Raw genomic sequence first — 23466 nt, forward strand, 5'->3', positions numbered from 1 at the left:
ACTTTATCACGAGCGGGCATTGAGCCAGATCAACATCGGTGGTGACCGATCGGTCGATCCTGTGCACATCCGCCGTATCGGAGCAGTCGATTCGGCCCCAGTCAGGAGACGCGCATGAGCAGCACCTTTTTCATTCCGGCGGTAAACATCATGGGCAATGGATGCCTCGACGAGGCCATGGTTGCGATCCGCAACTATGGGTTTCGCAAGGCGCTGATCGTCACCGACGCGGGGCTGGCCAAGGCTGGCGTGGCGACCATGCTTGCCGAAAAACTGGCGATGCAGGACATCGATTCGGTGATCTTCGACGGCGCCAAACCGAATCCGAGCATCGCCAACGTCGAGGCCGGGTTGGCGCTGCTCAAGGACAGTCGCTGCGATTTCGTGGTGTCGCTGGGCGGCGGTTCGCCCCATGACTGCGCCAAGGGCATTGCTCTGTGTGCGACCAACGGCGGGCAGATCCGCGACTACGAAGGCGTCGATCAATCGAGCAAGCCGCAATTACCGCTGATCGCCATCAACACCACCGCCGGCACCGCCAGCGAGATGACCCGTTTCTGCATCATCACCGACGAATCGCGCCACGTGAAAATGGCCATCGTCGACCGCAACGTCACGCCGCTGCTGTCGGTCAACGACCCGGCCCTGATGGTCGCGATGCCGAAAAGCCTGACTGCCGCCACCGGCATGGACGCGCTGACCCACGCCATCGAAGCCTACGTTTCGACTGCGGCCAACCCGATCACCGACGCCTGCGCGCTGAAGGCCATGACCCTGATCAGCAACAACCTGCGCCTGGCCGTGCGTGACGGCAGCGACCTCGCGGCGCGGGAAAACATGGCTTACGCGCAGTTCCTCGCCGGCATGGCGTTCAACAACGCATCGCTTGGCTACGTGCACGCCATGGCCCACCAGTTGGGCGGTTTCTACGACTTGCCCCATGGCGTGTGCAACGCCGTGCTGCTGCCGCATGTGCAGACCTTCAACGCGTTGATCTGTGCCGAACGCCTGACTGACGTCGCTCACGCCATGGGTGCGGACATCCGTGGTTTCAGCCCGGAAGAGGGCGCTCAGGCGGCGATCAACGCGATCCGTTGTCTGGCCAAGGACGTCGATATTCCCGGCGGCCTGCGTGAACTCGGCGCCAAGCTCAGCGATATTCCAGTGCTCGCCACCAACGCGTTGAAAGACGCGTGCGGTCTGACCAACCCACGGGCGGCGGATCAGCGGCAGATCGAGGAGATTTTCCGTAATGCGTTTTGAGATGCGCCGTCCTGATATTTTTTAGCCGAACTCACCGGCCCTTTCGCGAGCAAGCCCGCTCCCACAGTTGAAATGCGATCAACTGTGGGAGCGAGCCTGCTCGCGAAGACTGACTCGTCAACACCACAAAACCATGAGCTCTCAGATCAGCCAACCGCCGCCACATTCCGCTCAAACACCCCACCAAACTGAATCAACACCACCCCGCCAATCAGCAACAACGCGCCCAATACCCGCGACGCCGTCAGCTGTTTCTCCACCAGCCCAAACAACCCGAAGTGATCCAGCAGCATCGACGCAATCACCTGGCCGGCCAAGGCCAGCGCAACAAACCCCGACGCGCCGAGCTTCGGCAGCAACATCACCGCCAGCGCCACAAAGCACACGCCGAACGCACCGCCAGCCCACATCCACAACGGCGCCTTGCTGATAAAACCCAGCGACGGCAGCGGCAGGCGCAACGCCAGAATCACCGGCAACAGCACCAACACACTCACCAGCAACGAGGCCAAGGTTGCCCATAGCGGATGGCCAAGCCCCCGCGCCAGGTTGCTGTTGATCGCACTTTGAAACGGCACCACCGCCCCGGCAAACGCGGCCAGCAGCAACAAGCCAACCCACTGCAACGTACTCATGCTCACTCTCCAACAGGTTTTTCTGGACTCTAGAGTATTCGTCGAGCAGATTTAAATTCCGTTTTGTCATCCAGAACATGCACGAGATGAATGATCTACGCCGTATTGATTTGAACCTGCTGGTGGTCCTCGATGCCTTGCTCAGCGAGCAACACGTCACCCGCGCTGCCGAGCGGCTGCACCTGAGTCAACCGGCGGTCAGCCATGCGCTGGCGCGGCTGCGCGACTTGCTCGGCGATCCGCTGCTGGTGCGCGCCGGTTCGACGCTGGTGCCTACGGCGCGGGCGCTGGAACTGGTTGCGCCACTGGCCGAAGCGTTGGCCCAGGTGCAGTCGCTGCTGGCGCCGAACACTTTCGATCCGGCCACTGCGCGGCGGACCTTTCGTGTGGCAATGTCCGACTACGGCGCGGCCATCATCCTGCCTGGACTGATCCGCACCTTGCGCCGCGAGGCACCGGGCATCGACCTGCAAATCAGCCACGCCAGCCGCGAAGGCATGCTGGAGGGGGTGCTCAACGGCGACATCGACGTGGCCGCCGGGGTGTTCCCGGAAATGCCCAACGAGTTGCGTAGCAGCGTGCTGTTCGAAGAGCGCTACGTCTGCCTGCTGGATCGCCGCAGCTTGCTGGCCGACGGCGTACTGGATTTGCCGACCTACCTGTCGCGCCCGCATGTTTTGCTGGAAATGCGCGGCAGCGGCACCCCGGAAATCGAGCGGGCGCTGACCTCACTGCGCGAACGCCGCCGCGTCGCCATCAGCCTGCCGCACTGGAACGTCGCCCCCGAGTTGATCAGCGGTACGGATCTGATTCTCACGGTGTCGTCGCGCAGCGTGTGCGAGATTGATCAGCAGGAATTGATTGTGCTGCCGCCACCGTTCGAGATTGCGCCGTTCACGTTTGTGCTGGCGTGGCATAAGCGCCGGGGTGGGGATCAGGCGTTGAACTGGTTGAATCGCCGGATTGAGGAGGGGATAGTGCGCGGCTGAAAACGTTATCAAGGAGTGGGATGTGACAGTGAAGTCTGGATGGATCGGGTGGGTGGCCCTGAGTGGGTGGTTGATGGCGGGGCAGGTGTTGGCTGGTTGCGTGCCAACACCGATGGCAGAAGATCTGGATCTTTCTGTCTGCAAGGAGTGGCCTGCATATCCAGGATTAACCATCAACGCCACTGCACAGTTTAAGCGCGGATCCCCATCTGATGACCCAGAAGCGCTGAGTACCTACGATTTCGACTTGTCCGTTCTGGACACTGCTCAATCGAAGCCCATTGCGACGTATTACAAAGCGGCTGCATTTGTATTGGATGGCGTCAGTTTGCGAGAAATAACGCTCGATACGGCTCGCTACGCACTGACTGCCGAACTTCGTGCCTTTGGCGTACGTGCGTTATCCACTAACGGATCCCGAATCAATCCGATGGAAGAAAACCTGCTTTCGCTCTACGTGAAAGAGGGCGAAAAATTGCGCCCGGTATTGGATAAATTAGTGGTTTATCGGTATGGCGGCGAGTGGGATGGTGACTGCGAAGGCGAGCGATATGAGATTTCAAGAACGGTAGAAATCGCTAAAACGAGCTCTCACGGCTATGCAGATCTGATTGTCAAAACCTTGGAGAAAGACACAACAAGTGTGGGGACGGGAGACGCATGTAAAACTAAAACCACTGACAACAAACCCGTTTTGACAACATTGCACTACGACGGAAAATCCTACGTTTTGCCAAACGGTTTCCAAGGCCTGTAACCCGCCAGCCCAACACGACACTTATCAAGGAAGAACCATGCTCAACCCCACCAGACTCCTGATCGCCCTCGGTTTGCTGGCCATCACCCCCCACGCCCACGCCGCCTGCACCACCAAGAGTTTCGACGGCAAATCCATGTCACGCTGCAACGTCTGGCCGGCGTTCCCGAGTCAGGCGATTTCGGTCAAATCCACCTATCTGGCCGATTCTGGTGGTGACGATGCCGGGGCGTTCGATCTGGATCTGGCGCTGCTCAATGCGAGCAACGCCAAACCCATCGCCACCTACCGTAAGCCGGGGGCCTACAACTCCGATGCCGTGCGCCTGGATGATGTGCGCATCGACACGGCGCGCTACCGTTTGACGCCGGATATCCGCGCTTTTGGGCTGCGAGCGAAATTCGCGCACAGTTCCCACGCCATGCCCTACGAGAAAACCGATCTGGCGCTGTATGTTCGCGAGGGGGACGAGTTACGTCCGGTGCTTGAAGGCCTGGTGGTCTTCAAGGACAACGGTGAGTTCGTGAATGACTGCGAGGGCTACAGCAAAAAAATCCGCCGGACCCTCGAGATCGCTCCAACGAGCCACAATGGTTTCGCCGATCTGATCGTCACCACCACCGGCAGCAAAATGAAAAACACCAAGTCCGGCAATCAGTGCGTTTCGACAAACACCGACCTGAAGAAAAAACAGATCACCCTGACGTACGATGGCCAGCAGTACAACGTCCCTGAAGATCTCAGAGGTTACTGAATCATGCTCACCGGCCTCAACCACCTGACCCTCGCCGTCAGTGATTTGCCCCGTAGCCTGGCGTTCTATCGCGATGTATTGGGTCTGCGCGTCGAAGCCTCGTGGGACGCCGGTGCCTATCTGTCGCTGCCGGGGCTGTGGTTGTGTCTGTCGCTGGATGCGCAGCGCACCACCGAGCCGTCCGTCGACTACACCCATTACGCGTTCAGCCTCGCCGAGGCAGATTTTCCATTGTTTGTGCAGACGCTAAAAGCGGCGAATGTGAAGGAATGGCGCGACAACCGCAGCGAAGGTGCGTCGTTCTACTTTCTTGACCCTGATGGCCACAAGCTTGAGGTTCACGTCGGTGATCTGGCTTCGCGACTGGCAGCCTGTCGGTTGAAACCGTACACGGGCATGCGTTTTTACGACGCGTCGTGATCAGACACATTGGGCTGATATAGACTGGCCATCATTTGTACTGGCGCCAGCAGGTTTTCCATGACTCCATCGCTGCTAATGGCCGTTCTGGCCTCGGGTTTCATTTACGGCATCACGCCCGGGCCGGGCGTTCTGGCAGTGTTCGGCATTGGCGCGGCGCATGGGCGACGGGCCGGGGCCGGGTTTCTTTGTGGGCATTTGCTTGGCGATGTGGTCTGGTGCAGCACCGCGCTGATCGCCATCGTCGGTGCCCGCGAGATCGGCAGCACCGCATTCGATGTGCTGGGTGTGCTCAGCGGCTTGTACCTGTTCTGGCTTGGCTGGCGCGCAGTGCGAGCCCAGCGGCGCAGCGCTGATCAGCCACAGGGCGCAGCGCGTCAGCCGTTCTGGCACGGCATCCTGTTCGGCCTGACCAATCCCAAGGCGTACCCGGTGGCGGTGGCGACGTTTACGGCGCTGCTGTCGAGCCGCGCCGAACTGCTCAACTGGTCGATGTTGCCGGCGCTGATCGCCCTGAGCTTTCTCGGCGGATTGCTGGCTTACGCTATCTTGATCGGCGTTGTCGGCGCCCGACGGGTGCGCACGCTGTATCAGCGCCACGAGCTGATGATCACGCGTTTGTGTGGCGTGATGTTCATCGGTTTTGCGATCAACGCACTGATGCACGCACTACCGGGATTGCTGCCGAACAAGGCTTGAAGTTGTGTGCAGGGATGCGTGAACAAAGGGTCAGGGATGGTTGAACAGTGCTGCATTGTCCGGACACCCACGCTGAACCATGGAAAGCCGAAATTCCGCGCCGTTGGCGAGTTATATGGACCTGTTGCTGGATGCCGTCTGCGCGGTGGACAGGCAGGGCCGTTTCGTTTTTGTCAGTGCTGCCTGCGAGCGTATTTTTGGTTATACGCCTGACGAGTTGATCGGCCGGTCGATGATCGAACTGGTGCATCCCGCAGACCGCCAGCGCACCTTGGCCGCCGCCCACGACATCATGAGCGGCGAACCCAAGCACAACTTTGAAAACCGTTACGTGCGCAAGGATGGCCGCATCGTCAACATCCTCTGGTCGGCGCGCTGGTCGGAGGTCGATCAACTGCGCATCGCCGTGGCCCGCGACATCACCGAGCGCAAGCAGGCGGAATCGCGTCAGGCTGCGCTGTACGCGATTTCCGAAGCGGCGCATGTCGCCGAAGACTTGCTGGCGCTGTTCAAGCGCATCCACCTGATCATCGGCGAATGGCTGCCGGCGCTGAATTTCTCCGTGGCGCTGTACGACGAGCACTGTGCGCAGCTGAATTTTCCCTATCACGTCGACGATCTCGAATTGCAGCCCGAGCAACCTGGCACCGTTACCGGGCGTTTGTGTGCGGAGGTCATCCGCAGCGGTCAGCCGATTCTGCTGACGCCGGACAGCCCCGACGCCTCGCCCGACTTCGCCGCGCTGGTGGCGGGGCAGGACTCACCGTGCTGGCTCGGTGTGCCGCTGAATTCGAAGAACGGCACCATCGGTGCGCTGATTGTCAAAAGCCTGCCGGGCGGCGAGCGTTACACCGAGCAGGACAAGGAACTGCTGCAATACGTCTGCGCCCAGGTCGCCACCGCCATCGAGCGCCAGCAGTTGCACGCGCGGCTCAAGCGCATGGCGCAATACGATCAACTGACCCAGTTGCCCAATCGCGGGTTGCTCAAAGACCGCCTCAAGGCTGCGCTGGCCGCTGCCCGTGATACCTCGGGAAACATGGCGCTGCTGTACGTCGATCTGGATCGTTTCAAACAGGTCAACGACACCTTTGGCCATGCGGTCGGCGACATGCTGCTGCAAACGGTGGCGAGTCGGCTCAAGGGCTGCGTACGTGATACCGATACCGTGGCGCGCATCGGTGGCGACGAATTCGTGGTGCTGTTGCACAGCGTTCACGCCGCTGAAGACGCCGACATCGTGGCCGGAAAAATCCGCCAGGTGCTGGTGCAGCCGATGCGCCTGGACGGTCACAACCTGTATATCGAACCGAGCATCGGCGTGGCCCGTTATCCCGAACATGGCAGTGAGGAGCAACAATTGTTCCGGCATGCCGACCAAGCGATGTACGCCGCCAAACGCCTCAATCATCGGGCGGTGGATAGCTGAAACAGTGCGCGCCGTTCGTCGCGGCGCGGGCAACTTTTCTAAACCTTTGGCAGTCCGGCAATTCTCAATCTAGGCGGGCATCTGCTCGCCAACGATCAACACCAAGAGGAAGAGAATCATGCCTAATTCAAGAAACTCGAACTCGGGAAACTTCTCCAACGATCGAACGAAGGCGTCTGAAGCCGGTCGCAAAGGTGGGAAAACCACCACCACGACAGTCGACAAAGAGCCTGCGAAAACCGAAATGGGCCGCAAGCCAGCTCAGAAGTCGAAGTAGTCGGTGAGGTAGTTTTGATTGAGAGGCGGGGGCGCAAGCCCCCGCTTGAATTTGCAGAGATAGGAGGGCGCGACCATGAGCCGGATGGCCACCCAGATACGTCGTTTCAGTTTTGCCACGCTGTTGGGTTTGTTCGCGGGCACAGCATTCGCCCAGTCGCCTGCCGACTTCATCAACGATGCGTCCGCCAAAGGCATGGCCGACATTGAAGCCAGCCGGCTGGCGCACCAGAAATCCGAATCCAAAGAGGTCAAGGATTACACCATTGTCGTAATCAATGACCGCACCACGGCCAACCAGCATCTGGCGAAGATCGCGAAGAAACTCGATCTGCCGGTCGCTCCCCGTGAAGAAATTGCCGACAAGGCCAAGACCATGATCCCTCAGGTCAAGGACGGTGAAACCTTCGACCAGGCCTACGCCGCGAGCCAGGTGAAAGCGACCGAAGAGGCCATCCAGCAGATCCAGCAGGAAGCGCAGTCGACCGACGTACCGGAAATCAAGGCATTTGCCGACGAGACGCTGCCAAAACTGCAAAGCCATCTGGAAATGGCCCGAGCGCTGCAAGCCAGTCGCTGATACCAACTGCCAATCAAAAGATCGTAGCCTGCGGCAGCTCCTACATAGAACGGTGTAGGAACTGCCGCAGGCTGCGATCTTTTGTTTTGTTCAACTTTACTTAGCAGTCATTCAAATCCTGCTTCGGCTTGCTCTTCTCCCCCAGCCCTTCAAGATCGAATACCTCGCTTTCCCCCAGGCTGCGGTAATGCTTGCGCAGCGCCTCGAGTTGCTTGAGATCCAGCGATTCCAGCCCGAGCATTGCGTTCTGCGCTTCCTTGTTCACCCGCAACAACTCATCAAGCTTCAGGTGCAGGATGTCGGTATCACGGTTCTGCGTGTTCTGAATCAGGAACACCATCAGAAAAGTGATGATCGTGGTCGAGGTGTTGATGATCAGTTGCCAGGTGTCATTGAAATCAAAAATCGGCCCACTCAACCCCCACAGAAAAATCAGGATCAACGCGCCCATGAAGGTTTTCGGGCTACCGGCCCAGAGGGCCAGGGTCTGGGAGATTTTCGCGAATTTCATTGCGATGTTCCTTATTGGGAGAGCTTGAAATTCAGACATCCGGGGCGCGATGAAAATTCTACTTACAAATGACTCCTGCCAATAATTGTGAAGGCGGAGACATCCCTTGCAATAAGCCTCTCTGGAACTGTCCGCAGCGCTGCCTGTATTGTGACGAACCGCAGGAATGTCCCGACTGGAGAACGCAATGAGTTGGTCCGCCAGACAATACGTCGCTTTCGAAGATGAACGCACTCGCCCGGCCCGTGATCTGCTGGCGGCGATTCCCACGGTTCAGGCGCGATCGGTGGTCGATATCGGTTGCGGTCCGGGTAACTCCACCGAGCTGCTGGTGCAGCGTTTTGAGCAGGCGCAGGTCCGGGGCCTGGACAGCTCGGCGGACATGATTGACGCGGCGCTCAAGCGGCTGCCGCAGTTACAGTTCGAAGTCGCGGAAATCGATAGTTGGGCGGATCAAGGCCCGTTCGATGTGATCTTCGCCAACGCTGTGTTGCAGTGGGTGCCGGATCACGCGACGTTGCTGCCGGCGTTGGCGGATAAACTTTCGGACGGTGGCAGTCTGGCGATCCAGATGCCGGATAACCTCAACGAACCTTCCCATCGACTGATGCGCGAAGTTGCCGCCAACGGCCCGTGGGCCGCGAAACTGGCAGGCGCCGCCGGACAGCGCACCGACATGGCGAGTGCCAGAGAATACTTCGCGATGTTGCGTCCGCACTGTTCGCGGGTCGATGTGTGGCGTACTACCTATCACCATCAGTTGTCCGGTGGAGCGGCGGGGATCGTGGAGTGGTTCAAGGGCAGTGGCTTGATTCCGTTTCTGAGCCCGCTGACTGAAGAGGAGCGGGCGCAATATCTCACGCAGTATATGGCGGCGGTTGCCGAGGCTTATCCGGCGTTGCCGGATGGTTCGGTGCTGTTGCCGTTTCCACGGCTATTTATCGTCGCGACTCGGTAACGGCAAACACCCATTCTGTGGCGAGGGAGCTTGCTCCCGCTGGACTGCGGAGCAGGCCCAAGATATTCGGGGCGCTTCGCGCCCCAGCGGGAGCAAGCTCCCTCGCCACAATGCATATGCCGCGAATTAGCGCTGCACCGCCACCAACAACATCATCGGCCGCTCCCGCTCTTCAGTCAGCGCTGGTTGCGCCGCCACCTCCGCATCGCTCGGCCCCCATTCATTGACATGGCGAATGGCAAAACCCGCCGCGATCAACGAATTCAACAGCGTGCCCATCGTGCGATGCTGCTTGATCACCCCGTCGGCCAGCCAGTGGGTCACCCGCTCGCCCTCCATCTGATAGCTGTCCAGCGGCCAGCGCTTGTGGCCATCGCTGTCGACCAGCCAGCCTGGATTGCGCGGGGCCATGAAGATCGGGTGCTCGATGGAGAACACAAAATGCGAACCCGGTTTCAGCGCCGCGTACAGATGGGCGAACAGTCCGGCCAGATCCTTGATGTAGTGCAGCGCCAGCGAACTGTAGGCCAGATCGAAACTGCAGGCCGGCAAGTCGAGATGTTCGAGGTCGGCGCGTTCATAGCGGATGTTCGCCGCCGCTGTGGTTTCGCGCGCGCGCTCCAGCATCTTTTCCGAGACATCCAGCCCCAGCACATGGGCGGCGCCATGTTCACTGGCCCAACGGCTGAACCAGCCATAGCCGCAGCCGAGGTCGACCACATTCAAGTCGTGCATCGATGGCAGCAACGCCTTGAGCGCCGGCCACTCCGGTGCGGCATCGAGGCCGCCGATTGAACGGTTCATTTGGCTGTAACCGTGAAAAAATTCGGGGTCGTCGTAAATGTTTTGCGTCATGGGAAAGTGCTCTTTTGAGTTCGGTCATCAGCGGCACAGGGGCCGCGCCATGGAGTCCCTCGAAAGTCAAAACGCGTATTCGTCGATGGCCGCGCAGGGGGGAGGGTTGGTGGGTGAAGTGGAAATGCTAGCGGGTCGTGGGGATGGTGAGAACCGTGGTTTGTTGTGGATCTGTAATGTCGGAAAAATCTTCAGGGTTTCAAAAAGTGTGATTTGCAAGGATATGCAGTCATCGCAACAACTTGATGTTGTGATCAATTCGGCTTTGAATGGTACGCAGGGTTTCCTGAGTGATCACGCCAGGATAAAGATCATTTGCCACAGTCGAGAATTGGCTGGATACGTCGCAAAAGCGCTCAATTATAACTCCTGCCTCATAGGCACCAACCTCCGCCTCTTCTGCCAGTCCAAGCATGGCCTTTCGGTCGATTTCCAGCGCTTCGCCCATCACATCCATCTGGTGATACCCACCCGGCCCCTCGCAAAAGGTCACATCGTAAGCCGGGGCTAATTTCCAGTCGCCAGTTCGTGACATGGTGTAGGCAAAGTTTTTGGGGTGATCGTCTCGATTGTGGAACGCAACGTTGAATACAGCTCGCTCGAACGCTCGAGCTTTTTCTCGTACATCATTGGTGCATCTCTGCGTCGCGCGCAGGAAGTTGACGTAGTCCAATGCTCCAGGGGATCGAAAATCTGCTCCGGTGAAAGCTGCGAGACTTTGCATGGGGACGCGCAGCCCGTCCTGTCGATCAAAGCGTTTGCTGGCGAAGGCAGCCATTCCGTCTGACAGACTGAAGTATTGCGTGTCTGGTGTTTGAATGCCGCAGAGGCGCAAGCACTCGGCATAGACCATTTCGATAGCGCACACTTCGGGGTGTTCGTGCTGGGCCGGGAATTTCACCAGCCATGCTTCAAAATCCGGAGTGGCGGCAGTGGTGAACGTCCCGGTATCAGGATCGCGATAGACCAGAGCTTTTGGTCTGGCACCTTGCGGAGATCCTCCCACCAGCAACAACTTCTGAAGAAGCTCACCCCCTTCACCTTTGAGCACTTGCTGCACTTCGGCTGCAAGCAATTCAATGGGAACATGCATCTGCGGTTCTAGTACGTCAGGCGCCACAGGCTTGAACGACATGGCGCCCATGGCATTGTTGCCAATGTAGGCCAGTCGCTCCAAGGGGCCGATGCGTGCGGGATTCAGGCCGCGACGTTTGAATAGACGATCCATCAGCAGCATGCCCCAACCGTCGGGCAGCGAGTCATAGACGGGGCCTGGCAATCCCAACTGATGTTGCGGGAAATCCCGGCTTAATTTTGCGCCTTGTAAAGGAAGTTTCAGGGACGAAAGTTCGAGTCCTCTTTTTTTCGCTTCGTCGCTGTACTCAAACACGACCAGCGGCCGACCGGTCAGAGCTGTGGTGGAAGCCAGCGTGCCCCACTGCCAATGTTCACCCCAGCCTTCGTAGTAGACGTCCACTCGCTCAAGCATTTTCGGATTTCCTTTTGATGCGTTGACGCTTGGCGCTGTTTTCGTAGCGCAGGATGTCGTCCAGAGTTTCAAGCTTTGGCAGGAACAGATTTTCGAGTTCCTTGCTGCGTCCAAGTACCATGGCGACGCGCACCAGATTTTCGAAGCCCACATTACGCCCGGCCTCAAGATTGGATACCGTGTTGGTTCCGATGCCGGCACGTGCGGCCACATCTGCTTGTGTCATCTCCAGAGCGAGTCGATCAGTGCGCAGGCGTTCACAGATCCGCTTGACGATCTCACTTGGCTTGCTAAGGCTCAAATCCAACATAATGGGTCTTACACCTCAAAAGCTACTTTAAACCCGGTAATTCTGGATTTATCCAGGAAATTGTCATCCATGCGTTATTCCTGTTTATTGTGGCTTATCTTTTAAAAATCGCAATAACCCACAGAAAAATGGAATTATTCAAATTTGGTTGAGGAGAGGTCCGAATCAGGAGAATCATCATTCATGGTGCCTTCCCACAAAATCCCGGACACAAAAAAACCGGCCCTGTAGGCCGGTTTTTCTGTTCCTGCATCCCCCGTCATAACACGACGTGAGACCTGAATGAGTGGAGCGGGTAGAGGGAATCGAACCCTCAACTAAAGCTTGGGAAGCTTTCGTTTTGCCACTAAACTATACCCGCTCAGAGCGGCTGACTTTGTACCAGAGTCGGGCGCAGATTTGAAGTTTTTCTTTTGCTCGCAGCGCGTTACAGCATTGAAAACGGTCATTCGCGGGCAAATCTGCAGGACAATCAATGCTGGTTTTTCAACCCCACAGACTCGCTCGCGACGACGCTTTTTCAAATGGCCAATGCATGGTGATCCTGGACGAACGCGTAACGCGTTCGGCTCGACTGCGTTGAGGGTTTCAGGAAACCGAGCAAGGCGTTCTGGCTATCGCGGCATGCAGCCTTGTGCTCCATGTCGAGGAAGTGGCCGGTGGCCTGCAGCGTGGTGAAGGTGCTGTGCGCCACATGGTTGCCGAATATCCGGGCGTCTTCGGCGGCGGTGTATTCATCCCATTCGCCGTTGAGAAACAACACCGGCACGTTGATCTTCTTCGCCGCATTCAAATAGCACTGGCGATCGCTGTGCAGTACGTCACTGATGTGGAAGTGCATCTGCCCGTATTCGTGTTCGGCCAGGCTGCTGACGTGGCGATAGTTGAAGCGCTTGAACAGTGACGGCAGGTGTTTGCCGATAGTGCTGTTGACCAGGTGCCCGACGCGGTCGCCATCGCGCTGGCCGAGGTAATCGACACCGCGCTCAAGGTAATCAAGCATGTGTGCGTTGATCACCGGCGAGAACGAGCTGATCACGGCTTTCTCGATACGCCGCGGCTGATGGGCCAGGGCAACCAGGGTGGCTGCGCCGCCCCAGGAAAACGACAGCACATGTTCGGCGCCGAAGTGGTCGATCAGCTCCAGCAGGATCTGCCCTTCGACTTCTTTGGTGAGATGTTTCTCGTGACGATTGTGGATTTTCGACCGGCCCGCGTAGGGCTGGTCGTAGCAAACCACGTTGAATTGCGGGTGCAGGTTTTTCACAGTTTGTGCAAACGACGCAGTCGTGGCCATCGAGCCGTTGACCAGGATGATGGTCTTTTCTGCGGCGTCTGCGCGATAGAACTCCGTGTAAACCCGATACTGACCCTGTATATCCAGCACAGCGATTTCTGGCCTCATGTCATAAGACTCCTGGCAAGCAAGCGGGTATGCGCGCAAATAGAGATTGCACGAGCTTTGTGACAGGTAGGCATACGCCTGGAATTTGCTTGGCCCATGTCGATCCATGACTGCGGTCGACGGGTGTTGTTATTGGCGGGCAGTCTGCCGGCTGAGGCGCAACCCAAGGGGCTGACGACCGGCAAAAAGTTTCTTGGAAGTATGTGGTGACTCATCGGTCACAATTTGGCCGACGTCCTGATTCAAGCAGTGGGATGGGGATCGCGCAAGTGCCGTTGGTAAATTGTTCGACAACTTCTGCTGAGCGGTCGCCGGCTTAGAACAAATGGATCTCTTCGGTGCGCAAAGCGCGGTACTCGCCCGGTTTTAGCGCGTTATCCAGCGACAGCGGGCCCATGGATTCGCGGTGCAGGCGCAAGACTTTGTTGTTGAAGTGACCAAACATGCGCTTCACCTGATGGTAGCGACCCTCGACGATGCTCAGACGCGCCGCCCTCGGGCCGAGCACTTCGAGTTGCGCCGGTTGCGTGGTCAGGTTTTCGAAGGCGAAGTAGATGCCATCGGCAAACGTCAGCGCGTATTGCGGCCCGATCTCCTGTTCGGTCTCGATGTAATAGACCTTCGGCAGTTTGGTCTGCGGTTGGGTCAGGCGTCGCGACCAGCTGCCATCGTTGGTGATCAACATCAGTCCGGTGGTGTTGAAGTCGAGGCGACCGGCGATGTGCAGGTCGTCCTTGTCCGGTTCATCGATCAGGTCAAGCACCGTCGGGTGCTGCGGATCGCGAGTGGCGCTGACGCACCCCGGCGGCTTGTGCAGCATGAAGTAGCGTGCCGGTTTGCCGAGTTGCAGCACTTCTTCGTCGACTTCGACGCGGCTGAATTCCAGCACTTCGCTGTGCGGGTCGCTGACGACTTTTCCGTCGATCCGCACGCGCTTTTCCACCAGCAACAGGCGAACTTGCTGACGATTGTAGCGGGGCAGGTTGCTGAGGAAGCGGTCGACGCGCATGGTCAGGAATCGGCGGATAAAGGGGCGCGTATCTTACGGGATCGGCCGCGGCGCTGCTTGCAGTTGCGCCTCGACCTGCGCGCAGCGCGGGCACAGACAGGATTGATTGCGCATCGCTGCGGGCAAGGCTTCAAGCACTGCCGGATCGATGCTCACGGCATAGCACCAGCAGGCCTGGTCGGCAGTGCGTGGGTCAGCCAGGCTGCAGTCGTTGCGCGCGCCGCAGGCCGGGCAGAGGTCGGGTTTGATGTCGGAATCAGGCATAGGACGAGTAAGGCATTTCCACGCAATTGCGGTTACGGCCAGTTTGTCTGGCCTGCTACATCGCATGATCGGCCCGAGACAGCAGGATATGCAAGGTGTCATCAGCATGTACGGTGGTGGCACCGATGTATTCCTGGGCATTACGCAGGCTAACTGTTGGAGCGGGCTTGCTCGCGAAGGCGTCCTGTCAGTCAGTGATTCGTCACTGACCCACCGCTTTCGCGAGCAAGCCTGCTCCCACAGAGGATTTTCAGTGTGACTGACACCGCTGATCTGAAGCCTTTACGCGCCCGGCACTTGCCCCGGACCTGACAGTCAAAACTGTGTCGGCTGCGCTGTCCTGCTGCGGCCGCAGGTCTTTCAGGAGGCCGTCATGGTTACTTCCAAACTGTTGCGCCGGGTGCTGCTGGGAGCGGTGCTCGGCCTGGGTCTGTCCGGGTGTTATTACTACGCCGGTCCTTACGATGCTTACCCTGCCACTTACTACTATCCAGGCTATTACTCGCCGTATTACTACGGCGGTTATTACGGCCCGCGCTACTACGGTGGTGGGCGCTATTACTACGGTGGTCACGGCTATCGCGGCGGTTACGGACGCGGTTATCACGGCGGCGGCTATCACGGTGGGCACCACTGATCAGCGGCTGAATGACAGTGGTTTCCAAATGAACAGGATTTCATCAATCACATGTTTCAACTTGTTACGGAAGCGCACCAGATTCGGAAAACGCTGTCAGATGTTTCGTCAGTCACCGAATAAACGACTGATGCCTGCCAGCGTCGCTGGTGTGGCTACCCGCGGTCCAGGAGGCCGCCATGTATCGACGAATTCTTCTACTTGCTGCGATGATGTTTTCCGTTGCCGGTTGCGCTCCCTACTCCTACGCAGACAGTTATTACAGCTCGGAGGTCTACACCTCACCCGCTCCGGCTTACTACAACACTGGCGGCACCTATTACAGCGGTGGCAGCACCTATTACTCGGCCCCGCGCTACTATCAGGCGGCCCCGCGTTACTACCAACCGGCTCCGCGTTACTACTCGGCGCCACGCTACTACCAACCAGCGCCGCGCTACTACGAGAGCCGCCGCTGGCACGACAACGATCGCGGGCGCTGGGACGGGCACCGCGGTGGTGGTTGGGATCGTGACCGTGGCGGCCGTGATCATCACGGTAACCGCGGTGACCACGGCGGGCGAGGCGGTCGCTGGTAATCATCCGCAAACAAAAAAGCGGCGCATTGAGCGCCGCTTTTTTTGTGCCTGCGATTTACCGGGCGTTCAGTATTGCGTCAGATCCGCCAACGGATGCCGACCTTCCCAGACCTTGTGAAAATGCGCTTCCACCACCGCGTCCGGGACGTTATTGATGTCCGGCCAATGCCAGTGCGGTTTCTGATCCTTGTCGATCAGCCGCGCGCGAACCCCTTCGCTGAATTCCGGGTGCCTGCAGCAGTTGAGGCTCAGGGTGTATTCCATCTGAAACACTTCAGCCAGCGACAGATAGCGGGCGCGGAGGATCTGTTCCCAGACCAGATGCGCGGTCAGCGGCGAGCCTTCGCTCAGGGTTTTCGCGGCGCGGGCGATCAGCGGGTCGCTGCTGTCGCGTTGCAGGCTGATGGCTTTCCAGGCACAGGTGACGTCGCTGACGTCGAGCAGTTCGTCGATCCGCTGACGGCGGGGTAACCACTGCGCCTCGGGCATCTGCCCGACGGCTTCCTGTTGCAGGGCCTTGAACAGACTGTTGAGCTGCATGTCGGTCTGTTCCTGCCAGTTGAGTTGCAGCAGGCCTTCGATCAACTGCGGTTGCTGCTCTTCAAGCAGGAAACGGTCGGCCAGATCCAGATCGATCGCATCGCGGCCGTTCATGTGTGCACCCGTCAGACCGAGGAACAAGCCGAGCTTGCCCGGCAACCGTGAGAGAAACCAACTGGCACCGACGTCCGGGTACAGACCGATGGTGATCTCCGGCATCGCCAGGCGACTGCTCGGCGTGACGATCCGCGTGCTCGCGCCTTGCAACAGGCCCATGCCGCCGCCGAGCACGTAACCGTGGCCCCAGCAGATCAGCGGTTTGGGGTAGGTGTGCAGGCTGTAGTCCAGGCGATATTCCGCGGCGAAAAACTGCGCCGCCAGTGGCGGGACTTCACCGGGGTGGGCGCGGCAGGCCTCCACCAGGCTGCGCACTTCGCCGCCGGCGCAGAACGCCTTGGCGCCGTTGCCGCGCAGCAGCACGCAGACGATTTGTGGATCCTTGGCCCAGGCGTTCAGTTTGTCGCTCAGCGCATTGATCATCGGCAAGGACAGCGCGTTGAGCGACTTTTCAGCATCCAGGCTGGCGATCCCGAGGCGGGCGCCGTCGGTGCCGGTGAGTTCTTCGAAGTGCGGATTCATCGTGACCTCGATCGGGAAATTGAGCGTTCAGTATGATCGCTGTGTGGGAAAGTGCCGGATCTGTGTCAGATCAATTGACAAGCGTGGTCGGCTTTCCTAGGGTTCGCCCCATTGTTTTTGCCGGGTATGACCATGACTGCTGACGACCGTATCAAACTCGAACCGAGCTGGAAGGAGGCACTGCGTGCTGAATTCGACCAGCCTTATATGGCAGAGTTGCGCAATTTTCTGCAGCAGGAGCGGGCGGCCGGCAAGGAAATCTATCCGCCGGGACCGCTGATTTTCAATGCGCTGAATTCGACGCCGCTGGATAAAGTCAAAGTGGTGATCCTCGGCCAGGACCCGTATCACGGCCCGGGCCAGGCCCATGGTTTGTGCTTCTCGGTGCAACCGGGCGTGCCGGCGCCGCCGTCGCTGGTCAACATCTATAAAGAGTTGAAGCGCGACTTGAACATCGACATTCCCGACCACGGCTACCTGCAGAGCTGGGCCGATCAGGGCGTGCTGATGCTCAACACCACCATGACCGTCGAGCGGGCCAATGCCAACGCGCATAAGGACAAGGGCTGGCAGTTCTTCACCGACCGGATCATTGAGGTGGTCAGCGAACGCCAGCCGCATCTGGTGTTCATGCTGTGGGGTGCGCATGCGCAGAGCAAACAGAAGCTGATTGATGCGACCAAGCATTTGGTGCTGACGTCGGTGCATCCGTCGCCGTTGTCGGCTTATCGTGGCTTCCTCGGCTGCGGGCATTTCAGTCGGACCAACAAGTTTCTCGAGCAAAATGGCGAAGAGCCAATTGAGTGGCGTCTGCCGCCGATTTGATGGGTTGAATGGGCGGGCCCCTTCGCGAGCAGGCTCGCTCCCACAGGTTCCTGTGGTTGCCACAGATTGTGTGAACACCTCAAAACCCTGTGGGAGCGAGCCTGCTCGCGAAAAGGGCGGCGCGGTATTACTCGGGATTACGGTTCCAGTACTTGAACAACGGCTCCGCCAGAAACAGTACAAACAGCAGCCGCATCACCTGCATCGCCGTCACTAGCGGCACCGACAGTTGCAGGGTCTCCGCCGTCAGACTCATCTCGGCAATCCCCCCGGGCATCATGCCCAACGTCAGCGAACGCAGATCCAGATGGGTCAGCGCACTCAAGCCCAAAGCCGCCAATGTCGCGATCAACATGGTCAGCGCCGTGCCGATCAGCGTACGGCCCATGAATGACGGCGCGCGGCGGAAGAACTGTCGGTTGAAGTGACAGCCCAGCCCGCTGCCGATCAGCCACTGGCCGATCTGGCTTCCACCGTCCGGCAGGCCGATGTGCAAATCCCAGGCAATGCTCACCGTGGCACTGACCAGCAACGGGCCGAACAGCCACGGATTGGGTTGACGCAAACGCTGCCAGAGCCAAGCGAGCAGGGCGCCCGTAGGAAACAGAATCGCCAGCCAGCGCCAATCGACGTTGCCGGCGTGGGAAATCGGCGTGCCGTCGCCCAGCAGATACTTGAACGCGGCGGGCACGCACAGCACCACCACCAGCACCCGCAGACTCTGCCCCGCGGCGACATGGCTGAGCAGCGCGCCATTGCGCGCGCCGAGGTTGACCATCTCCCCGGAGCCGCCGGGCATGCTTGAGAAAAACGCCGTGGCGCGATCTTCGCCGGTGCGGCGCATCAACCACACCCCGACCACCGCCGACAGGCTGGTGACCAGGGCACCGAAGAAGATCAATCCGAAATGACTCAGCACCTGCTCCATCACCAACGGGGTGAAGTGCAGGCCGATGCCGATGCCGACAATCCATTGGCCGCATTTGCGCCCGCCGGGGATTTCCGTGAGTTGCCACGGAGTCAGGCAGCGCACGAGGATGATCGCCAGCAACGAGCCGACCATCCACGGCAGTGGCCAGCCGATCTGGCTGGCGATGAAACCGCCAAGCAGACCGACCAGCGGGGTCGCCCACCAGCTTCGGAGGGAAGACCGATCAGACATCGGCGATGGCGCGTTGCGCCGCCGAGCGTTTGCGCCAGATGCGCAGCAGAGGCATCAGCAACATGATCGCGGTCAGGATCCACACGCCGAAAGTGATCGGGCTCGACCAGAGGATTTCCAGCGCACCGTTGGAGATCGACAGTGCACGACGCAGGTTCTGTTCCATCAGCCCACCGAGGATGAACCCGAGCAGCACGGGCGACAGCGGGAAATCCAGCTTGCGCAGGATGTAGCCGAAGATGCCGATGCCGACCATCAGGAACAGGTCGAAAGTGGTCGCATGCACGGCGTAGACGCCTATCCCGGTGATGATCGCGATCACCGGCACCAGTGCCCAGTTCGGCACGGCGAGGATGCGGGTGAAGATGCGGATCATCGGGATGTTGAGGATCACCAGCATGATGTTGGCGATGAACAACGAAGCGATCAGGCCCCAGACGATGTCCGGTTGCTGTTGGAACAGCAGCGGCCCCGGGGTGATGTTGTACAGCGACAGCGCGCCGATCATCACGGCGGTGGTGCCCGAACCGGGTACGCCGAGGGTCAGCATCGGCACCAGTGCGCCGCAGGCCGAAGCGCCGATCGCGGTTTCCGGAGCGGCAAGGCCACGGGCGTCACCCTGACCGAATTTGCCGCCGGCACCGGCGATGCGTTTTTCGGTCATGTAGGCCACAGCACTGGCCAGCGTCGCGCCGGCACCCGGCAACACGCCCATGATGAAACCCAGCAGGCCGCAACGGATGTTCACCACGAACACCGACGCCGCTTCCTTGAAGTTGAACATCATGCGCCCGGTGGCTTTCACCGCTTCCTGACCGCGATGGGTTTTTTCCAGCAGCAGGAGGATTTCACTGACCGAGAACAGACCCAGTACCAGCACCACGAACTGGATGCCGTCGGTCAGGTGAATGTTGTCGCCGGTGAAGCGGTATACGCCGCTGTTGGCGTCGATGCCGACGGTCGACAGAAATAGCCCGATCAACGCCGCAATAAAAGTCTTCAGCGGTCGATCACCGGCCATGCCGCCGAGGCAGACAATCGCGAACACCATCAACACGAAGTATTCCGCCGGGCCGAAGGCAATCGCCCATTTCGCCAGTAACGGGGCGAACAGCACCATGCCGCAGGTGGCGATGAACGCACCGATGAACGAACTCCACGCCGACAGCGACAGGGCGACACCGGCCAGACCCTGACGCGCCATCGGATAGCCGTCGAGGGTGGTCATCACGGTGGAGGCTTCGCCCGGAATGTTCAGCAGGATCGAGCTGATCCGCCCGCCGTATTCGCAACCCAGATACACCGCCGCCAGCAGAATCAGCGCCGACTCCGGCGGCAGGCCGAGGGCAAAGGCGATCGGGATCAGCAGGGCCACGCCATTGATCGGACCCAGGCCCGGCAACAGCCCGACCACGGTGCCGATCAGCGTGCCGGTCAGGGCCGTGACCAGGTTGTACGGACTCAGCGCGACGCCGAAGCCCTGACCCAAATAACCGAGAGTATCCATATCAGTTCTCCAGAACGTCGAGCAGGCCCAGAGGCAGTGGAACGTCCATCAGACGGTCGAACAGCAGGTACAGACCGATGGCCATCAACGTTGTCACCACAATGCTCGGTAGCCAGCGACCGCCATACAGGCGCGCCATCGGGATGCCGATCAGGATGCTGCTGAGGATGAAGCCCAGCGGTTCGAACAGGCCGGCGAACACCAGCAGCAACAGCACGCAGATGCCGATCTTGGTCAGGGTTTCGCGATCCAGCGGTGGCTCGTCTTCGCTGTGTTTGATCGGTGCCGGGCGGAACACCATGTACAGCAGCGCCACGCCCATCAGGCCGAGCATCAGCAGAGGAAAGGCGCGCGGGCCGACTGGTTCGTAAGAAAAAGCCGCTTGATACGGCCACGCCATCAGCGCCAGGCCGACGCAGGCCAGCAATAGCACCGAGGCGAAAATGCGTTGTAAGAGCATGGGAAACTCCTGTGCCGAGGCCTCGATGCGCGAGGCCGCAGCCGCTAGACAGAGACGATCACTGAATCAGGCCGAACTCTTTGGCCAGCACTTTGTAGTCCGCGACCTGCTTCTTCACGTAGGTGTCCAGCTCCGGGCCGGTCATGGCGAACGGAAACAGTTCACGCTGATCGCGCAGCTTGGCGAACTCATCGGAGGCCAGCAGTTTGTCGAAGGCGTCTTTCCACCAGGCGTAGTCTTCGTCGCTGACTTTTGGCCCAAGGTAGAAACCACGCACCACCGGCCAGACGATGTCGTAGCCCTGCTCGCGCGCGGTCGGGATGTCTTTCATTTCCGGCTCGTCGATGCGCTTGTCGGCGAACACTGCGAGCAGACGCATGTCACCGCTCTGGATGTGCGGCATGGAGTCGGAGATGTCGGTACTGCCGACCTGGATGTGACCGCCGAGCAGCGCGGTGGCGATTTCGCCGCCACCTTCGAGGGCGACATAACGCAGGTCACGCGGGTTGATCCCGGCAGCCTTGGCGATCAGTGCGGTCTGCATCCAGTCCTGGCTGCCGACGGTGCCGCCGGAACCGATCACCACGGAGCTCGGATCTTTCTTCAGGGCTTTGACCAGATCGTCGAGGGTCTTGTAAGGCGAATCGCTTTTCACCGCGATGGCACCGTAACTGGTGCCGACGGCGGCCAGCCAGCGCACATTGGTTTCATCGAAACGACCAAACTTGCCTTGCGCCAGATTCAGCAGCGAACCGCTGGACCACGCCACCAGCGTGCCGGCATCGGCCGGGCGCTGGGCGACGACCGCGTTGTACGCCACCGCGCCGACACCGCCGGGCATGTAGGTCACGCGCATCGGTTTGGTCAGCAGTTTTTCGTTGACCAGCGCACTCTGCGCCAGTTTGCAAGTCAGGTCGAAACCACCGCCGGGGGAGGCCGGGGCGATGCATTCCGGACGTTTCGGTTCGGCCATCAGTTGGCCGGCGAACAACATGACGCCAGCGGCCAGAGCAACTTTACGCAGTGATAAGTTCATCTATGTCTCCTTGGGAGTTGTTGTTATGGACGTACTGAATTACCAAAGGGCAACGCTATAGCTCACCAGCAGACGCACTTCATCGGCATCGCGAGCGGAGTAGTTGGAACGGTAGGTGGCATTACGCAGGCGTACGGCAACGTCCTTCAGGGCGCCGCTTTGTACTACATATTTGATCTCGGTGTTGCGCTCCCACTCTTTGCCTTCTTCGCCATTCTTGAGCTTGATGTTGTCACCGCTCAGGTAACGGCTCATGAACGACAGGCCGGGGATGCCGAGGCGGGCAAAGTCGAAGTCGTAACGCGCCTGCCAGGAGCGTTCTTCGGCGCCGGCGAAGTCGTTGATCTGCACGAAGTTGACCAGGTACGGGTCGCTGCCATCGACATAGGGGAACGCGCTGTCGCCGGACATGTGCTGATAACCGGCGCTGAACTTGTGGCCGCTCAGGGCGTAGCTGACCAGACCGTTGAGCGAGCGGTTGTCGATCTCGCCGCCACGGGCCGCGCCCTGATCGTCACTGACCGCAAAGCGCAGGTCGGTGGCGAAGGTGCCCGGGCCCATCGGCCGCGAGGCGACCAGACCGAAGAAGTGCTGGTTATAGACTTCGTCGAGTTGGGCGAAGTGGTAACTGCCGGTGATCTTGTCGGTGAACTTGTAGTCCACGCCGGCAAAATCGAAATGCTTGCCGGCCACGGTGCCAGCGAAGCGGCTGTTCTTGTTGTTGAGGGCGATGTCCTCGAAATCGGTGCTGTCGCGATCCTTGGCTTTCTCCAGACGCCCACCGGTGAAGGTCAGGTTCTTGAGCTCTTTGGAGGTCAGCAAACCACCTTCGAACGTCTGCGGCAGGATGCGCCCGTCATTCGGTTTGAGGATCGGCAGTTCGGGAATCAGGCTGCCGATTTTCAGTTCGGTGGCAGAGATTTTCACTTTGCCGGTCAGGCCGACTTTCGAGTATTCGTTGGCGGCGCGCCCGTCATCGTGGGTCGGCAACAGGCCGGTGCCGGTACGATCCGGGCTCGAATCAAGTTTGACCCCGAGCATGCCCAGCGCATCGACACCGAAGCCCACGGTGCCGTCGGTGTAACCCGATTGCAGGTTGAGCATGAAACCCTGCGCCCATTCATCACGCTTGCTTTGCTGGGCACTGGTGCCGTCGCGAAAGTCGCGGTTGAAGTACATGTTGCGGGTTTCGAAGGTGGCGGAACTGTCTTTGATGAAGTCGGCGTAGCTCAACGGTGAGAAACCGGCGAGGGCAGCGGTGCTGGCGAGGGTGGCGTGGCGCAAACGAGAAGGACGAACAGGCGTAGAAGCCTTGGTCTGCAAGGACGGCATGCGGGTGTACTCCGTTTATTGTTCTTATTGGTCGAAAACGCTTCGAGGCGTTTTTCGTAGCGCTGTGTGGCAGCAGCGACGGCAGTCGAAACTGTCCGTGACCGGACTCTAACGGGCTAACCTTTCACTAACCTTTCAGCTGGATTT

General features: G+C 59.4%; 27 protein-coding genes and 1 tRNA gene. 13 read left to right on the forward strand and 15 right to left on the reverse strand.

The features are described 5' to 3' along the window. Positions 1-114 precede the first annotated feature (114 nt). Positions 115-1263, forward strand: coding sequence for an L-threonine dehydrogenase (yiaY, locus tag H043_RS0127145; protein ID WP_027614430.1), 1149 nt, complete (start codon positions 115-117; stop codon positions 1261-1263). Positions 1264-1409: 146 nt separating this feature from the next. On the opposite strand, the gene H043_RS0127150 is transcribed toward yiaY, so the two are convergent. After that, the gene (locus tag H043_RS0127150; protein WP_027614431.1) at positions 1410-1898 is read right to left on the reverse strand and encodes a DMT family transporter; all 489 of its coding nucleotides are present in this window, start codon (positions 1896-1898) and stop codon (positions 1410-1412) included. Positions 1899-1975: 77 nt separating this feature from the next. Between H043_RS0127150 and H043_RS0127155 the strand changes: the two genes are divergently transcribed. The 8 genes from H043_RS0127155 to H043_RS0127190 all read left to right on the forward strand — a co-directional run bounded on the left by H043_RS0127155 (position 1976) and on the right by H043_RS0127190 (position 7802). After that, a complete protein-coding gene (locus tag H043_RS0127155) occupies positions 1976-2887 on the forward strand; it encodes a LysR substrate-binding domain-containing protein (protein WP_027614432.1) in 912 nt (303 codons plus the stop codon). Positions 2888-2909: 22 nt separating this feature from the next. After that, positions 2910-3644 (forward strand): hypothetical protein, encoded by a 735-nt coding sequence (locus H043_RS0127160; RefSeq protein WP_027614433.1) that lies wholly within the window; start codon positions 2910-2912, stop codon positions 3642-3644. A gap of 37 nt (positions 3645-3681) precedes the next feature. Then, a complete protein-coding gene (locus H043_RS0127165) occupies positions 3682-4398 on the forward strand; it encodes a hypothetical protein (RefSeq protein ID WP_027614434.1) in 717 nt (238 codons plus the stop codon). A gap of 3 nt (positions 4399-4401) precedes the next feature. Further along, entirely contained in the window at positions 4402-4818 is a 417-nt protein-coding gene (gene fos / locus H043_RS0127170) for a fosfomycin resistance glutathione transferase (RefSeq protein WP_027614435.1), read from the forward strand. Between the two features lie 60 nt (positions 4819-4878). Continuing rightward, positions 4879-5517, forward strand: a complete 639-nt coding sequence (locus H043_RS0127175) for a LysE family translocator (protein WP_027614436.1) — start codon at positions 4879-4881, stop codon at positions 5515-5517. Between the two features lie 79 nt (positions 5518-5596). After that, entirely contained in the window at positions 5597-6946 is a 1350-nt protein-coding gene (locus tag H043_RS0127180; RefSeq protein ID WP_027614437.1) for a bifunctional diguanylate cyclase/phosphodiesterase, read from the forward strand. A gap of 118 nt (positions 6947-7064) precedes the next feature. Next, positions 7065-7223 (forward strand): KGG domain-containing protein, encoded by a 159-nt coding sequence (locus H043_RS30130; protein ID WP_081730298.1) that lies wholly within the window; start codon positions 7065-7067, stop codon positions 7221-7223. Positions 7224-7298: 75 nt separating this feature from the next. Next, positions 7299-7802 (forward strand): DUF4142 domain-containing protein, encoded by a 504-nt coding sequence (locus H043_RS0127190; protein WP_027614439.1) that lies wholly within the window; start codon positions 7299-7301, stop codon positions 7800-7802. A 100-nt stretch (positions 7803-7902) separates the two neighbouring features. Here the strand turns inward: H043_RS0127190 and H043_RS0127195 are convergent, their stop codons facing one another. Then, positions 7903-8313: a low affinity iron permease family protein gene (locus H043_RS0127195; RefSeq protein ID WP_027614440.1), complete on the reverse strand. Its 411-nt coding sequence runs from the start codon at positions 8311-8313 to the stop codon at positions 7903-7905. Between the two features lie 187 nt (positions 8314-8500). Between H043_RS0127195 and tam the strand changes: the two genes are divergently transcribed. Continuing rightward, positions 8501-9271, forward strand: a complete 771-nt coding sequence (gene tam / locus H043_RS0127200) for a trans-aconitate 2-methyltransferase (protein ID WP_027614441.1) — start codon at positions 8501-8503, stop codon at positions 9269-9271. A gap of 126 nt (positions 9272-9397) precedes the next feature. Here the strand turns inward: tam and H043_RS0127205 are convergent, their stop codons facing one another. The 7 genes from H043_RS0127205 to H043_RS0127235 form a co-directional block, all read right to left on the reverse strand. Next, the gene (locus tag H043_RS0127205; protein WP_027614442.1) at positions 9398-10126 is read right to left on the reverse strand and encodes a class I SAM-dependent methyltransferase; all 729 of its coding nucleotides are present in this window, start codon (positions 10124-10126) and stop codon (positions 9398-9400) included. A 229-nt stretch (positions 10127-10355) separates the two neighbouring features. Next, positions 10356-11615, reverse strand: a complete 1260-nt coding sequence (locus tag H043_RS0127210; RefSeq protein WP_027614443.1) for a type II toxin-antitoxin system HipA family toxin — start codon at positions 11613-11615, stop codon at positions 10356-10358. Further along, the gene (locus H043_RS0127215) at positions 11608-11925 is read right to left on the reverse strand and encodes a helix-turn-helix domain-containing protein (protein ID WP_027614444.1); all 318 of its coding nucleotides are present in this window, start codon (positions 11923-11925) and stop codon (positions 11608-11610) included. The genes H043_RS0127210 and H043_RS0127215 overlap by 8 nt, the downstream gene beginning before the upstream one ends. 287 nt (positions 11926-12212) lie before the next feature. Continuing rightward, positions 12213-12286: transfer RNA gene (locus tag H043_RS0127220), tRNA-Gly, on the reverse strand. A gap of 159 nt (positions 12287-12445) precedes the next feature. After that, positions 12446-13330, reverse strand: coding sequence for an alpha/beta fold hydrolase (locus H043_RS0127225; protein WP_027614445.1), 885 nt, complete (start codon positions 13328-13330; stop codon positions 12446-12448). 316 nt (positions 13331-13646) lie between these two features. Then, positions 13647-14339 carry a pseudouridine synthase gene (locus H043_RS0127230; RefSeq protein WP_027614446.1) on the reverse strand — a complete coding sequence of 231 codons (693 nt, stop codon included), beginning with the start codon at positions 14337-14339 and terminating at the stop codon, positions 13647-13649. A gap of 33 nt (positions 14340-14372) precedes the next feature. Then, the gene (locus H043_RS0127235; protein WP_027614447.1) at positions 14373-14603 is read right to left on the reverse strand and encodes a cysteine-rich CWC family protein; all 231 of its coding nucleotides are present in this window, start codon (positions 14601-14603) and stop codon (positions 14373-14375) included. A 373-nt stretch (positions 14604-14976) separates the two neighbouring features. Between H043_RS0127235 and H043_RS0127240 the strand changes: the two genes are divergently transcribed. Both H043_RS0127240 and H043_RS0127245 read left to right on the forward strand, forming a co-directional pair. Then, positions 14977-15240: a hypothetical protein gene (locus H043_RS0127240; protein ID WP_027614448.1), complete on the forward strand. Its 264-nt coding sequence runs from the start codon at positions 14977-14979 to the stop codon at positions 15238-15240. A gap of 179 nt (positions 15241-15419) precedes the next feature. After that, a complete protein-coding gene (locus H043_RS0127245) occupies positions 15420-15818 on the forward strand; it encodes a hypothetical protein (protein WP_007963255.1) in 399 nt (132 codons plus the stop codon). Between the two features lie 66 nt (positions 15819-15884). Here H043_RS0127245 and H043_RS0127250 read toward each other — a convergent pair whose 3' ends face one another. After that, positions 15885-16997, reverse strand: coding sequence for an enoyl-CoA hydratase/isomerase family protein (locus tag H043_RS0127250; protein ID WP_027614449.1), 1113 nt, complete (start codon positions 16995-16997; stop codon positions 15885-15887). A gap of 132 nt (positions 16998-17129) precedes the next feature. Here H043_RS0127250 and ung point away from each other — a divergent pair, with 132 nt between their 5' ends. Beyond that, positions 17130-17822: a uracil-DNA glycosylase gene (gene ung, locus H043_RS0127255; protein ID WP_027614450.1), complete on the forward strand. Its 693-nt coding sequence runs from the start codon at positions 17130-17132 to the stop codon at positions 17820-17822. A 127-nt stretch (positions 17823-17949) separates the two neighbouring features. On the opposite strand, the gene H043_RS0127260 is transcribed toward ung, so the two are convergent. From H043_RS0127260 to H043_RS0127280, 5 genes are read right to left on the reverse strand one after another with little or no spacing between them, the layout of a single operon-like run. Beyond that, on the reverse strand, positions 17950-18984 hold the full coding sequence (locus tag H043_RS0127260) for an AbrB family transcriptional regulator (RefSeq protein ID WP_027614451.1): 1035 nt from the start codon (positions 18982-18984) through the stop codon (positions 17950-17952). Further along, positions 18977-20491 (reverse strand): tripartite tricarboxylate transporter permease, encoded by a 1515-nt coding sequence (locus H043_RS0127265; protein ID WP_027614452.1) that lies wholly within the window; start codon positions 20489-20491, stop codon positions 18977-18979. The genes H043_RS0127260 and H043_RS0127265 overlap by 8 nt, the downstream gene beginning before the upstream one ends. 1 nt (position 20492) lies before the next feature. After that, positions 20493-20951, reverse strand: a complete 459-nt coding sequence (locus H043_RS0127270) for a tripartite tricarboxylate transporter TctB family protein (RefSeq protein WP_027614453.1) — start codon at positions 20949-20951, stop codon at positions 20493-20495. Positions 20952-21009: 58 nt separating this feature from the next. Next, on the reverse strand, positions 21010-21987 hold the full coding sequence (locus H043_RS0127275) for a tripartite tricarboxylate transporter substrate binding protein (protein WP_027614454.1): 978 nt from the start codon (positions 21985-21987) through the stop codon (positions 21010-21012). 39 nt (positions 21988-22026) lie between these two features. Further along, complete coding sequence (locus H043_RS0127280) at positions 22027-23319, reverse strand: OprD family porin (protein ID WP_027614455.1); 1293 nt, start codon at positions 23317-23319, stop codon at positions 22027-22029. Positions 23320-23466 lie beyond the last annotated feature (147 nt).

Source organism: Pseudomonas sp. URIL14HWK12:I6 (assembly GCF_000514195.1).
Classification (GTDB): Bacteria; Pseudomonadota; Gammaproteobacteria; order Pseudomonadales; family Pseudomonadaceae; genus Aquipseudomonas; species Aquipseudomonas putida_A.

Bases quoted from the DNA above. Each gene is read 5' to 3' on its own strand.
- yiaY (WP_027614430.1), top strand. From the start codon at position 115: ATGAGCAGCACCTTTTTCATTCCGGCGGTAAACATCATGGGCAATGGA.
- H043_RS0127150 (WP_027614431.1), bottom strand. From the start codon at position 1,898: ATGAGTACGTTGCAGTGGGTTGGCTTGTTGCTGCTGGCCGCGTTTGCC.
- H043_RS0127155 (WP_027614432.1), top strand. From the start codon at position 1,976: ATGCACGAGATGAATGATCTACGCCGTATTGATTTGAACCTGCTGGTG.
- H043_RS0127165 (WP_027614434.1), top strand. From the start codon at position 3,682: ATGCTCAACCCCACCAGACTCCTGATCGCCCTCGGTTTGCTGGCCATC.
- fos (WP_027614435.1), top strand. From the start codon at position 4,402: ATGCTCACCGGCCTCAACCACCTGACCCTCGCCGTCAGTGATTTGCCC.
- H043_RS0127175 (WP_027614436.1), top strand. From the start codon at position 4,879: ATGACTCCATCGCTGCTAATGGCCGTTCTGGCCTCGGGTTTCATTTAC.
- H043_RS0127180 (WP_027614437.1), top strand. From the start codon at position 5,597: ATGGAAAGCCGAAATTCCGCGCCGTTGGCGAGTTATATGGACCTGTTG.
- H043_RS30130 (WP_081730298.1), top strand. From the start codon at position 7,065: ATGCCTAATTCAAGAAACTCGAACTCGGGAAACTTCTCCAACGATCGA.
- H043_RS0127190 (WP_027614439.1), top strand. From the start codon at position 7,299: ATGAGCCGGATGGCCACCCAGATACGTCGTTTCAGTTTTGCCACGCTG.
- H043_RS0127195 (WP_027614440.1), bottom strand. From the start codon at position 8,313: ATGAAATTCGCGAAAATCTCCCAGACCCTGGCCCTCTGGGCCGGTAGC.
- tam (WP_027614441.1), top strand. From the start codon at position 8,501: ATGAGTTGGTCCGCCAGACAATACGTCGCTTTCGAAGATGAACGCACT.
- H043_RS0127205 (WP_027614442.1), bottom strand. From the start codon at position 10,126: ATGACGCAAAACATTTACGACGACCCCGAATTTTTTCACGGTTACAGC.
- H043_RS0127210 (WP_027614443.1), bottom strand. From the start codon at position 11,615: ATGCTTGAGCGAGTGGACGTCTACTACGAAGGCTGGGGTGAACATTGG.
- H043_RS0127215 (WP_027614444.1), bottom strand. From the start codon at position 11,925: ATGTTGGATTTGAGCCTTAGCAAGCCAAGTGAGATCGTCAAGCGGATC.
- H043_RS0127225 (WP_027614445.1), bottom strand. From the start codon at position 13,330: ATGAGGCCAGAAATCGCTGTGCTGGATATACAGGGTCAGTATCGGGTT.
- H043_RS0127230 (WP_027614446.1), bottom strand. From the start codon at position 14,339: ATGCGCGTCGACCGCTTCCTCAGCAACCTGCCCCGCTACAATCGTCAG.
- H043_RS0127235 (WP_027614447.1), bottom strand. From the start codon at position 14,603: ATGCCTGATTCCGACATCAAACCCGACCTCTGCCCGGCCTGCGGCGCG.
- H043_RS0127240 (WP_027614448.1), top strand. From the start codon at position 14,977: ATGGTTACTTCCAAACTGTTGCGCCGGGTGCTGCTGGGAGCGGTGCTC.
- H043_RS0127245 (WP_007963255.1), top strand. From the start codon at position 15,420: ATGTATCGACGAATTCTTCTACTTGCTGCGATGATGTTTTCCGTTGCC.
- H043_RS0127250 (WP_027614449.1), bottom strand. From the start codon at position 16,997: ATGAATCCGCACTTCGAAGAACTCACCGGCACCGACGGCGCCCGCCTC.
- ung (WP_027614450.1), top strand. From the start codon at position 17,130: ATGACTGCTGACGACCGTATCAAACTCGAACCGAGCTGGAAGGAGGCA.
- H043_RS0127260 (WP_027614451.1), bottom strand. From the start codon at position 18,984: ATGTCTGATCGGTCTTCCCTCCGAAGCTGGTGGGCGACCCCGCTGGTC.
- H043_RS0127265 (WP_027614452.1), bottom strand. From the start codon at position 20,491: ATGGATACTCTCGGTTATTTGGGTCAGGGCTTCGGCGTCGCGCTGAGT.
- H043_RS0127270 (WP_027614453.1), bottom strand. From the start codon at position 20,951: ATGCTCTTACAACGCATTTTCGCCTCGGTGCTATTGCTGGCCTGCGTC.
- H043_RS0127275 (WP_027614454.1), bottom strand. From the start codon at position 21,987: ATGAACTTATCACTGCGTAAAGTTGCTCTGGCCGCTGGCGTCATGTTG.
- H043_RS0127280 (WP_027614455.1), bottom strand. From the start codon at position 23,319: ATGCCGTCCTTGCAGACCAAGGCTTCTACGCCTGTTCGTCCTTCTCGT.